13 protein-coding genes are annotated in these 10,206 nt (G+C 71.1%); 7 read left to right on the forward strand and 6 right to left on the reverse strand.

The features are described from left to right. The 3 genes from atpD to IE312_RS14465 form a co-directional block, all read left to right on the forward strand. Positions 1 to 818: F0F1 ATP synthase subunit beta (gene atpD, locus IE312_RS40005; protein WP_229899728.1), on the forward strand; the 818-nt coding region annotated here is incomplete at its 5' end. A gap of 110 nt (positions 819 to 928) precedes the next feature. Then, positions 929 to 1,303: a F0F1 ATP synthase subunit epsilon gene (locus IE312_RS14460; protein WP_067129289.1), complete on the forward strand. Its 375-nt coding sequence runs from the start codon at positions 929 to 931 to the stop codon at positions 1,301 to 1,303. 134 nt (positions 1,304 to 1,437) lie between these two features. Then, positions 1,438 to 1,884, forward strand: coding sequence for a DUF2550 domain-containing protein (locus tag IE312_RS14465; RefSeq protein WP_189981768.1), 447 nt, complete (start codon positions 1,438 to 1,440; stop codon positions 1,882 to 1,884). Positions 1,885 to 1,892: 8 nt separating this feature from the next. Here the strand turns inward: IE312_RS14465 and IE312_RS14470 are convergent, their stop codons facing one another. The 3 genes from IE312_RS14470 to IE312_RS14480 all read right to left on the reverse strand — a co-directional run bounded on the left by IE312_RS14470 (position 1,893) and on the right by IE312_RS14480 (position 5,685). Continuing rightward, entirely contained in the window at positions 1,893 to 3,749 is a 1,857-nt protein-coding gene (locus tag IE312_RS14470) for a glycoside hydrolase family 18 chitinase (RefSeq protein WP_189981771.1), read from the reverse strand. Between the two features lie 125 nt (positions 3,750 to 3,874). Then, positions 3,875 to 4,516 (reverse strand): response regulator, encoded by a 642-nt coding sequence (locus IE312_RS14475; protein WP_189981773.1) that lies wholly within the window; start codon positions 4,514 to 4,516, stop codon positions 3,875 to 3,877. Continuing rightward, positions 4,513 to 5,685: a sensor histidine kinase gene (locus IE312_RS14480; RefSeq protein WP_189981775.1), complete on the reverse strand. Its 1,173-nt coding sequence runs from the start codon at positions 5,683 to 5,685 to the stop codon at positions 4,513 to 4,515. Before IE312_RS14480 ends, IE312_RS14475 begins: the two co-directional genes overlap by 4 nt. A 151-nt stretch (positions 5,686 to 5,836) precedes the next feature. On the opposite strand from IE312_RS14480, the gene IE312_RS14485 reads away from it, so the two are divergent. Next, positions 5,837 to 6,442, forward strand: coding sequence for a hypothetical protein (locus IE312_RS14485; RefSeq protein ID WP_189981778.1), 606 nt, complete (start codon positions 5,837 to 5,839; stop codon positions 6,440 to 6,442). 8 nt (positions 6,443 to 6,450) lie between these two features. After that, positions 6,451 to 6,954: a DinB family protein gene (locus tag IE312_RS14490; RefSeq protein WP_189981780.1), complete on the forward strand. Its 504-nt coding sequence runs from the start codon at positions 6,451 to 6,453 to the stop codon at positions 6,952 to 6,954. Here the strand turns inward: IE312_RS14490 and IE312_RS14495 are convergent, their stop codons facing one another. Genes IE312_RS14495 through IE312_RS14505 form a run of 3 tightly spaced genes read right to left on the reverse strand, consistent with a single transcriptional unit; the run spans position 6,955 to position 9,107 of the window. Next, positions 6,955 to 7,527, reverse strand: a complete 573-nt coding sequence (locus IE312_RS14495; RefSeq protein ID WP_189981782.1) for a cob(I)yrinic acid a,c-diamide adenosyltransferase — start codon at positions 7,525 to 7,527, stop codon at positions 6,955 to 6,957. It lies immediately after the preceding gene. Positions 7,528 to 7,540: 13 nt separating this feature from the next. Further along, complete coding sequence (locus IE312_RS14500; RefSeq protein WP_189981783.1) at positions 7,541 to 8,290, reverse strand: ABC transporter permease; 750 nt, start codon at positions 8,288 to 8,290, stop codon at positions 7,541 to 7,543. 28 nt (positions 8,291 to 8,318) lie between these two features. Further along, complete coding sequence (locus tag IE312_RS14505; protein ID WP_189981786.1) at positions 8,319 to 9,107, reverse strand: ABC transporter ATP-binding protein; 789 nt, start codon at positions 9,105 to 9,107, stop codon at positions 8,319 to 8,321. Between the two features lie 81 nt (positions 9,108 to 9,188). Here IE312_RS14505 and IE312_RS14510 point away from each other — a divergent pair, with 81 nt between their 5' ends. Next, entirely contained in the window at positions 9,189 to 9,833 is a 645-nt protein-coding gene (locus IE312_RS14510; protein WP_189981788.1) for a TetR/AcrR family transcriptional regulator, read from the forward strand. Between the two features lie 78 nt (positions 9,834 to 9,911). Next, the coding region (locus IE312_RS40010; RefSeq protein ID WP_229899730.1) for a LysR family transcriptional regulator at positions 9,912 to 10,206 on the forward strand (295 nt) is incomplete at its 3' end.

Here is a 10,206-nt window from a genome sequence, read left to right on the forward strand (position 1 = left end):
AGATGTCCGACTCGGGCGTCATCGACAAGACCGCGCTGGTCTTCGGTCAGATGGACGAGCCCCCGGGCACCCGTCTGCGCGTCGCGCTGGCCGGCCTGACCATGGCCGAGTACTTCCGTGACGTCCAGAAGCAGGACGTGCTGTTCTTCATCGACAACATCTTCCGCTTCACGCAGGCCGGCTCCGAGGTCTCCACCCTGCTCGGCCGCATGCCGTCCGCGGTGGGTTACCAGCCGAACCTGGCCGACGAGATGGGTCTCCTCCAGGAGCGCATCACCTCGACCCGTGGTCACTCGATCACCTCGATGCAGGCGATCTACGTCCCCGCGGACGACCTGACCGACCCGGCCCCGGCGACCACCTTCGCCCACCTCGACGCGACGACGGTTCTCTCCCGTCCGATCTCCGAGAAGGGCATCTACCCGGCCGTGGACCCGCTGGACTCCACGTCCCGGATCCTGGACCCGCGCTACATCACGCAGGACCACTACAACGCGGCCATGCGCGTGAAGACGATCCTGCAGAAGTACAAGGACCTCCAGGACATCATCGCGATCCTCGGTATCGACGAGCTGGGCGAGGAGGACAAGCTCGTCGTCCACCGGGCCCGTCGTGTGGAGCGCTTCCTGTCCCAGAACACCCACGTCGCCAAGCAGTTCACCGGCGTGGACGGTTCGGACGTGCCGCTGGACGAGTCGATCGCCGCGTTCAACGCGATCTGCGACGGCGAGTACGACCACTTCCCGGAGCAGGCGTTCTTCATGTGCGGTGGTCTTGAGGACCTGAAGAAGAACGCGAAGGAGCTGGGCGTCTCCTGAGCCCCGTGCTCATCCGAGGGGGCGGGCGCGTCCCGCCCCCTCATCCACGCCCACTAGAATTGACCCCAACACCCGGCACCCCCGCCGGGTGGTGACCCGAGGAGCCACCCTTGGCTGCTGAGCTGCACGTCGAGCTGGTCGCCGCCGACCGCCAGGTCTGGTCCGGCGAGGCCACCCTGGTCGTCGCGCGCACCACGTCCGGCGACATCGGCGTCATGCCCGGTCACCAGCCGCTGCTCGGTGTGCTGGAGTCGGGCCCGGTGACCATCCGTACGAGTGATGGTGGAACGGTCGTCGCCGCGGTGCACGGCGGTTTCATCTCGTTCGCGGACGACAAGCTGTCGCTGCTGGCCGAGATCGCCGAGCTGTCGGACGAGATCGACGTCCAGCGCACGGAGCGGGAGCTGGAGCGCGCGAAGGCGGAGGGCGACGCCGCCGCCGAGCGCCGCGCGGACGTCCGACTGCGTGCTGCGGCGGCGCGCTAGCCGCGCGCTGTACGGTGACGTGACTCAGCCGCGGCCGGGACCCTGTGGTCCCGGCCGCGGCTGAAGTAGATGCGGGTGTTTTTTCCGTTCCATTACCTAGTTCCACTACCTGGGAGACGAGGAGGTCGGTGCCGATGGTCCTCGCTCTGACTGTGTGCGGGATCGTGGTCGCGCTCGTGGTGGTGGGACTGTTCCTGTTCGGGCTGCGGCGCAGGCTCATCCAGCGTTCCGGCGGCACCTTCGACTGCTCGCTGCGCTGGGACGTGCCCGAGAAACCGGACACCGGCGGCAAGGGCTGGTCCTACGGCGTCGCCCGCTACAACGGCGACCGCATCGAGTGGTACCGGGTCTTCTCCTACGCCCTGCGTCCCCGCCGCGTCCTGGAGCGGGCGCAGATCGAGGTGGCGGGACGCCGGCTCCCGGACGGCGAGGAGGAACTGGCGCTGCTGTCGGACGCGGTGGTGCTGGCCTGTACGCACCGGGGCACCCGCCTCGAACTCGCGATGAGCGAAGACGCGCTGACCGGATTCCTCGCGTGGCTGGAAGCAGCCCCGCCCGGTCAGCGCGTCAATGTCGCTTAGGGGATTTCTTACAGGTTGTCGCTGATCGCGCTCACCAGTTCACCGTTGCTGGTGTCGCCGCTGAACTCCCAGAAGAACGCCCCGCCGAGGCCCTGGCTGTTGGCCCAGGCCATCTTGGACTTGATGGTGGCGGGTGTGTCGTAGGACCACCAGTTGCTGCCGCAGTGGGCGTACGCCGTGCCGGCGACGGTGCCGGTGGCCGGGCAGGACGACTTCAGGACCTTGTAGTCCTCGATGCCCTGCTCGTAGGTGCCGGACGCGGGGCCGGTCGCCGTGCCGCCCGGGGCGTCCTGGGTGACGCCGGTCCAGCCGCGGCCGTAGAAGCCGATGCCGATCAGCAGCTTCTTCGCGGGTACGCCGGTCGCCTTGAACTTGGCCAGTGCGTCGGCGGTGGTGAAGCCCGCCTTCGGGATGCCGTCGTACGAGGTGAGCGGGGAGTGCGGGGCCGTGGGGCCCTTGGCGTCCCAGGCGCCGAAGAAGTCGTACGTCATCACGTTGTACCAGTCGACGTACTGGGCAGCACCCGCGTAGTCGGCGGCCTCGATCTTGCCGCCGGCCGAGCCGTCGGCCGTGGTGGCCGCGGTGACCAGGTTGTTCGAGCCGAATTTGGCGCGCAGCGCGGACATCAGGTTCTTGAAGGCCGCGGCCCCGCTGGTGTCACAGGTCAGACCGCAGGCGTTCGGGTACTCCCAGTCGATGTCGATGCCGTCGAAGACGTCGGCCCAGCGCGGGTCCTCGACCAGGTCGTAGCAGGACTGGGCGAAGGCGGCCGGGTTCTTCGCGGCCTCGCCGAAGCCGCCGGACCAGGTCCAGCCGCCGAAGGACCACAGCACCTTGATGTGGGGGTACTTGGCCTTCAGCTGGCGCAGCTGGTTGAAGTTGCCGCGCAGCGGCTGGTCCCAGGTGTCGGCGGTGCCGCTGACCGACTGGTCGGCGGTGAAGGCCTTGTCGTAGTCGGCGTAGGAGTCGCCGATCGCGCACTTGCCGCCGGTGACGTTGCCGAAGGCGTAGTTGATGTGCGTGATCTTGGCCGCGGAACCGGACGTCACGAGGTTCTTGACGTTGTAGTTGCGGCCGTAGATGCCCCACTCGGTGAAGTAGCCGAGCTTGACCTTGTCGCCGGGGGGCGGGGGAGTGGTGCCGCCGCCGGTGGTGTGGACCTTGACCGCGCCGCTGACCGGGCCGGTCTGGTCGGCGGTGTCGCGGGCCCGCACGGTGTAGGAGTAGTCGGTGCCGGCGGTCAGGCCGGTGTCGGTGTACGAGGTGCCGGTGACCGTGGCGACCTTGGTGCCGTCGCGCAGCACGTCGTAGTTCTTGATGCCCTTGTCGTCGGTGGCCGCGCTCCAGCCGAGCTTCACCGAGGTGTCGGTGACCGAGGAGGCGGTGGGGGTGCCGGGTGCGGAGGGGGCCGCGTCGCCCGGGACCGTCGTGCCGTCGCAGCTGTCGCCGTTCAGCTTGCAGTTGGACGGGGAGCCGGGGCCCGAGCCGTTGAAGCCGAAGGAGACGGAGGCGCCGGGGGCGATGGTGCCGTTCCAGCCGACGTTCTTGGCCGTCCAGTGGTCACCGGAGTTGGTGACCGTGGCGTCCCAGGCCGAGGTGACCTTGGTGCCGGAGGGGAAGTCCCATTCGACGGTCCAGGAGCTGATGGCGCTGGTGCCGGTGTTCTTGACGGTCCACTGGCCGCCGAAGCCGGTGCCCCAGTCGCTGGTCTTGGTGAAGGTGGCCGTGGCTCCCCCACTCTCGGCTACGCTCGAGCGGGGGGGCCCCCAGGCCGCGGCCTGGGCGGGGCTCGCGAGGCCGACCGCGCCGGCCATGGGGAGCAACAGGGTCGCGAATGCCGCCGCGGCTCTGTGTCTGAAGCGCATGCTGCGCCTCCCTCGTCGTCGGGGGTGTCAGGGGCATGACTGAGCCTTCATGCCCACGGTGCTGCGAGGGTAGAAAGGTCTGGACCACAGGTCAATAGGTCTGGACCACTCGGGAGTGGGCCGGGCTAGAGACCCAACTCGCGCGCCAGCACGGCCGCTTGCACCCGGCTGCGCAGCCCCAGCTTGCCCAGCAACCGGCTGACGTGCGTCTTCACCGTGCCCTCCGCCATGTCCAGCCGTGCCCCGATCTGCGCGTTCGACAGGCCCTCGCCGACGCAGCCCAGCACCTCCCGCTCCCGCCGGGTGAGACCCTCCAGCACGGCCGGGTCTGCCCCCGCCCCGCGCACCGGTGCCGCGGCGAACTCGGCGATCAGCCGCCGCGTCACGGCCGGCGCCACGATCCCCTCCCCGCGCGCCACCGTCCGCACCGCCTCCAGCAGCTCCCGCGCCTCGGCGTTCTTCAGCAGGAACCCGGCCGCACCCGCCCGCAGCGCCCCGAAGACGTACGCGTCGAGGTCGAAGGTGGTCAGCACGAGCACGTCCGCGAGCCGCTCGGCGACGATCCGCCGGGTCGCCGACACACCGTCCAGGCGCGGCATCTGCACATCCATCAGGACCAGGTCCGGCCGGAGGTCACGGGTCAGCTCGACCGCCCGTTCGCCGTCCGCCGCCTCGCCGACCACCCCGATGTCCGGCGCGCTGCGCAGGATCAGCACCAGCCCGGCCCGGACGGCGGACTGGTCCTCGGCGACCAGGACACGGATCATGCGGGGTCTCCTTCGGTGAGCGGAAGCACGGCGCGTACGGCCCACAGCCCGCCGCGCGGTCCGGCCTCGAACGTGCCGCCGAGCAGCGCGGCCCGCTCCCGCATCCCGGTGAGACCGGCCCCGGAGCCGGGTACGCGCGGGGTGTCACCGGGCCGGTGGGTGCTGGTCACCCGGATCTCCAGCGCGCCGTCGCGCCGCCGCAGCGACACCCGGACCCGCCCGCGCGCCGCGTGCTTCAGGGCGTTGGTCAGCGACTCCTGCACGATCCGGTACGCGGCCAGCTCCACCGGCGCCGGCACCTCGCCGTGCCCCGCGTCGAGCGTGACGTCCAGCCCGCCCGCCCGGGCCCTGTCGACCAGTGCGCCGAGACCGTCCAGCGTGGGGGACGCGGCGGGCTCCACGTCACCCGATCCGGTGCGCAGGATGCCGATCAGCCGGCGCATCTCGTCCAGTCCGGCCACGCTGTTCTCCCGGATGACGGCCAGTGCCTCCCGGGTGGTCCGGGCGTCGTCGAGGGAGAGCGCCGCCGTGGAGTGCAGGGCGATGGCCGACAGGTGGCCCGCGACCATGTCGTGCAACTCCCGCGCCATACGCGCCCGTTCGGCGGTGACCGCCTGGGTGCGGTCCATCTCGGCCAGCAGTGCGGTCTGTTCGGCGCGCAACCGGGCGGCCTCGGCGGCATCACGGTGGTTGCGCACGAGCGCACCGGTGGCGGCGGGGGCCAGCGCGACCACCCCGACGCCCACACCGATCAGCAGCCCCTGCGGATCGCGCCAGAGCGCCGCCGGGACGATCCCGCCGACGACCGTCAGCATCCCGGTGATCCACGGGATGCGGCGGGCGGAGGCCGGGGTGCCGTACAGGACGGCCGCGTACACCAGGTCGGTGTAGAGCACGACCGTGACGAGGTTGCCGACGGTCACCGTGTCCAGGACCAGCGCGGCCGTGCCGATCAGCAGCCCGGTGCGCGGCCGGGTACGGCGCAGCGGCTCGCACCCGGCGGTCACCGCCAGCGGCACCAGCGCGGCCCAGGGCGCGTCCAGCAGCACCAGGCTGTCGGAGGCCGTGCGGGGATGGATCCCGAGCGCCCACAGCAGCGCCCCGCCGAGCAGTCCGGCCACGGCGATGTGCAGGTCGTCGCGGTGCGGACGGCGGGGCGTACGGGGCATGCCCCCATCCAACACGGCCGCGGGGCGGACCGCCTGATCCTGGGGAACGGTGCCGGACTGCGACTTTCGCTTACGGCGCTCTCGTCTGCGCCGACGACGCGACGGGCGGACCCGGCGGGGAGCCTGGAAGGGTGGACGAGGGGAGCGAACCGTGATCGTCGGACTGATCATCGCCTGCGAGGTGGCGTTCTGGGTGCTGCTGGCCGCCGGACTGGCCTTCCGGTACGCGCTCCGCATGCCACGCACCGGCCTGGTCCTGCTGCTGTGCGAACCGCTGCTGGAACTCGTGCTGTTCGCCGTCACCGCGATCGACCTGAGGAACGGCGCCGAACCGGACTGGCGGCACGGTCTCGCCGCGGTCTACATCGGCTTCACGGCCGGCCTCGGCCACTCCACCATCGCCTGGGCCGACGCCCGCGTGGCCCACCGCTTCGCCGGCGGTCCGCCCCCGGCCGCACCGCCGCGGTACGGCACCGCCCGCACCGTGCACGAGTGGAAGGTCGCGGGCCGCTGGATCCTCGCCGCGGCCGTCGCCCTCGCCCTGCTCCAGGGCGCCGTCTGGTACGTCGGCGACGCCGGGGACACCGGCCCGCTGCGGGCGTGGCAGCAGCGGATGCTGTGGGTGATCGGCATCAACGTGGTGATCGCCGCCGGCTACACGCTGTTCCCCAAGCGGCCCCCGCAGGGGGGCCCTGCCCAGAAGTTGCGCGGGCCCGCCGAAAAGTCTGTCGACAGCGAGGCGGGCACCGGGACATGATCGCGGCGATGACACGCACCGACACGCCTCCCGCCTGGGACGAGCGCACCCAGCTGACCACCTTCCTCGCCTACGTCCGCGCCACCGCGCGCGCCAAGTGCGAGGGACTCTCCGACGAGGACGCCCGCAAGGCGCACCTGCCCGGCTCGCCGCTGATGACCCTGAGCGGGCTGATCAACCACCTGCGCTGGGTCGAGTACTTCTGGTTCCGGGTCGTCTTCCTGGGGGAGGAGGACCAGGGCCCCTGGACCGAGGAGGACCCCGACCGCGAGATGCGGATCGCCGTGGACATCCCGCTGTCCCGGCTGCTCACGGAGTACGCCGAGGAGGCCGCGCGCCACGACGAACTGGTCGCCGCGCACGACCTGGACACCCGGGCGCAGAAGGAGCGGCAGGACGGCAGCGCGGTCGACCTGCGCTGGATCCTGCTCCACCTGATCGAGGAGACGGCCCGGCACAACGGCCACCTCGACATCCTGCGCGAGCTGACCGACGGCAGCACCGGGGACTAGCTAGCGCTCCCCGCCCGGGACCCACAGCACGTCGCCGGTCTCCCGGTTGGCGCTGCGGGCCAGGATGAACAGCAGGTCCGAGAGACGGTTGAGGTAGGTGGCGGTGAGCGGATTCATCGTCTCACCGTGCACCTCCAGGGCCGCCCAGGTGGAGCGCTCGGCCCGGCGCACGACCGTGCACGCCTGGTGCAGGAGGGCGGCGCCCGGGGTGCCGCCCGGCAGGATGAAGGAGCGCAGCTTCTCCAGCCGCTCGTTGAAGCGGTCGCAGTCCGCCTCCAGCCGGTCGACGTAGAACTGCTCCACCCTGAGCGGCGGGAACGCGGGGTTCTCCACCACCGGCGTCGACAGGTCCGCACCCACGTCGAACAGGTCGTTCTGGACGCGGGTGAGGACCGCGACGATCTCCTCGTCCAGGCCGCCCAGCGCGATGGCGGTGCCGATCACCGCGTTCGCCTCGTTGGCGTCCGCGTAGGCGGAAATCCTGAGGTCCGTCTTGGGCACCCGGCTCATGTCGCCGAGGCTGGTGGTGCCCTGGTCGCCGGTCCTCGTGTAGATGCGCGTCAGATTGACCATACGGTCAGCGTAGTTACGCGCCGGTGGTCCGGAACACCCGTGTGCCCAGCGTCACGGACAGCGCCGTGGAGGCGAGGGCGACCAGGGTGCCGTAGAGCATGTGCGGGGTCGTGTAGTGGCCGACGTACGCGTCCCGGACGGCGTCCACCAGATAGCGGAACGGGACGAAGTGGGACAGCACGTCCAGCCAGGCCGGCGCGAGGGTCATCGGGAGCATCAGGCCGGACAGCAGCATGGAGGGCATCGACACCATGTTGATCAGCGGGCCGAACTCCTGCGGGGTGCGGACCTTCATGCCGAGGGCGTACGACACCGAGGCCAGCGACAGCGTGAGCAGCGCGACGAAGGCGAAGCCGATCAGGACGCCCGCCAGCGGTGCGCGCAGGCCCATCACCAGCGCGGCCAGCACCAGCAGCACCGCCTGGAAGACGAACACCGTGGCGTCCCGCAGCACCCGGCCGAGCAGCAAGGCGAGCCGGCTGACCGGCGTCACCCGCATCCGCTCCACCACCCCCTGCCCCTTCTCGATGATGACCGCGAACCCGGCGAACAGCGCACCGAACAGGCCGAGCTGCAACAGCAGCCCGGGCACCAGCACCTGCCAGGAGCTGCCCTGCCCGCCCAGCGGCAGTTCCGTGAGCAGCGGGCCGAAGAAGAGCAGGTAGAGCAGGGGCGTCAGCACCCCGAAGAGCAGGGCGAAGCGGGAGCGCAGGGACTGGCGGAGGTAGCGGCCGTAGACGAGGGCCGTGTCGTGAAGCAGCATCGGGCGGTTCCTGAACCTTTGACGGGCGTCATACGGCGACGGGGGCGGGGCCGGCCGGGGCGGCGGGCCCGCGGCCGGTGATGGCGAGGAAGGTGTCCTGGAGGGTCGCGTCGAGCGAGCCGGCGTGGCGGAGTCTGAGCGCGTTCGGGGTGCCTTCGGCGGCGACCGTGCCGCGGTCCACGATCACCAGCCGGTCGGCGAGGGCGTCGGCCTCGTCCAGGTAGTGGGTGGTCAGGAAGACGGTCGTGCCGTGCTCGTCGCGCAGCCGGCGGACCAGCGTCCACAGGTCGGCGCGTCCGGCGGGGTCCAGGCCGGTGGTGGGCTCGTCCAGGAACAGCACCTTCGGGCGGTGGGTGAGTGCCATGGCGATGTCCAGGCGCCGGCGCTGGCCCCCGGAGAGCGCGCCGGTCTTCCGGTCCAGGAGCGAGGTGAGGTCCAGCTCCTCGGCCAGTTCCGCGGCGCGGGCGACCGCCTCCGCCTTCGGCAGGCGGTACAGCCGGCCCTGGGTGACCAGTTCCTCCCGCACGGTGATCTGCGGATCGGCCCCGCCGGACTGGGCGACGTAACCGCTGGCCCGGCGCACCCCGGCCGGATCGGTGGCGAGGTCGCACCCGGCGACGGTGGCCGCGCCGCCGGTCGGCTTCAACAGGGTGGTGAGCATCCGCAGGGTGGTCGTCTTGCCGGCGCCGTTGGGGCCGAGGAAGCCGAGGATCTCCCCCTCGTGGACGGTGAGGTCGACGCACCGGACGGCGTCCACGGGTCCGGCCTTGGTCCGGAAGGTGCGGGCGAGGCCCGCCGTGCTGATGACTGCTGGCATGCGGACAGAAAAACAGAGTCGCTGAAAATTTGCAATGACTCCAAAAATTTAGGCTGCCCAGGGCACGGCTAGGATGCGGGCATGGCTGAGGGACTCAGGGAGCGGAAGAAGCGGCAGACCAGGCAGTACATCTCCGACGTCGCCACGGGTCTGTTCATCGAGCGCGGCTTCGACGCGGTCACGGTCGCGGAGATCGCGGAGGCGGCGAACGTCTCCGTCAACACGGTCTACAACTACTTCCCGACCAAGGAAGACCTCTTCTTCGACCGCTCCGCCGGCGTGATCGACCGCCTCGCCCGCTGGGTCCGCGGCCGTCCCGACGGGGAGTCGGCCGCCGCCGCCGTCATCCGCGAACTGCGCGAGGAGGTCGAGGGCGTCTCGCCCCGGGTCGGCCTGCTCCCCGGCTACGCCGCCTTCATGAAGGTCATCGAGGAGGCCCCCGCCCTGCGCTCCCGCCTCTGGGCCCTCGCCCAGGAGGTCCAGGCGAACCTGGAACAGGCCCTGCGCGAGGAGACCGGCGCGGCGGCCGACGACGAACTGCCCCACCTGATGGCCGGCCAGATCGGCTGGATCCATGGCACGGTCATCGGGGTCATCGGCCGCGAAATGGTCAAGGGCCGCGATCCGCGCGCAGTGTCCCGAGAGGTGCTCGCGCTCCTGGACGACATCGAGGACCTGTTGAGCGAGCGGGTCCTCGGCTATGCCGTGCGGGGAGGGCTCGACTGAACTCCTCGCTCCGCACCGGTGACGTCCCGGGGCGCTCGCAGCGACCCGACGGTGCGGGGTGAGGGTGAGACTACCGCCATGGACCTGCTGTCGCTGCGATACTTCCAGGCCGTGGCCCGTCACCAGCACATCAGCCGGGCCGCTGAGCAACTCCGGGTGGCCCAGCCATCGGTGAGCCGCACCATCATCCGGCTCGAGTCGGAACTCGGCGTCCAGCTGTTCGATCGCCAGGGGCGCCGGATACGGCTCAACGAGCACGGCGCCGCCTTCCTGCACCGGGTCGAGCGGGTTCTGGCCGAACTCGACGACGCCCGGCGGGAGATGGCCGACGCCTCGGGTGCCGGGCCGGGCCGTGTCGCCGTGGCCGCCGAGA

The sequence above is a fragment of the Streptomyces capoamus genome (genome assembly GCF_014654935.1).
GTDB lineage: Bacteria > Actinomycetota > Actinomycetes > Streptomycetales > Streptomycetaceae > Streptomyces > Streptomyces capoamus.

What these genes read in the sequence shown, in the direction of transcription:
- IE312_RS14495 (WP_189981782.1), bottom strand. Translation starts at nt 7,527, where the DNA reads ATGGTCAATCTGACGCGCATCTACACGAGGACCGGCGACCAGGGCACC.
- IE312_RS14490 (WP_189981780.1), top strand. Translation starts at nt 6,451, where the DNA reads ATGACACGCACCGACACGCCTCCCGCCTGGGACGAGCGCACCCAGCTG.
- IE312_RS14510 (WP_189981788.1), top strand. Translation starts at nt 9,189, where the DNA reads ATGGCTGAGGGACTCAGGGAGCGGAAGAAGCGGCAGACCAGGCAGTAC.
- IE312_RS14465 (WP_189981768.1), top strand. Translation starts at nt 1,438, where the DNA reads ATGGTCCTCGCTCTGACTGTGTGCGGGATCGTGGTCGCGCTCGTGGTG.
- IE312_RS14480 (WP_189981775.1), bottom strand. Translation starts at nt 5,685, where the DNA reads ATGCCCCGTACGCCCCGCCGTCCGCACCGCGACGACCTGCACATCGCC.
- IE312_RS14470 (WP_189981771.1), bottom strand. Translation starts at nt 3,749, where the DNA reads ATGCGCTTCAGACACAGAGCCGCGGCGGCATTCGCGACCCTGTTGCTC.
- IE312_RS14505 (WP_189981786.1), bottom strand. Translation starts at nt 9,107, where the DNA reads ATGCCAGCAGTCATCAGCACGGCGGGCCTCGCCCGCACCTTCCGGACC.
- IE312_RS14475 (WP_189981773.1), bottom strand. Translation starts at nt 4,516, where the DNA reads ATGATCCGTGTCCTGGTCGCCGAGGACCAGTCCGCCGTCCGGGCCGGG.
- IE312_RS14500 (WP_189981783.1), bottom strand. Translation starts at nt 8,290, where the DNA reads ATGCTGCTTCACGACACGGCCCTCGTCTACGGCCGCTACCTCCGCCAG.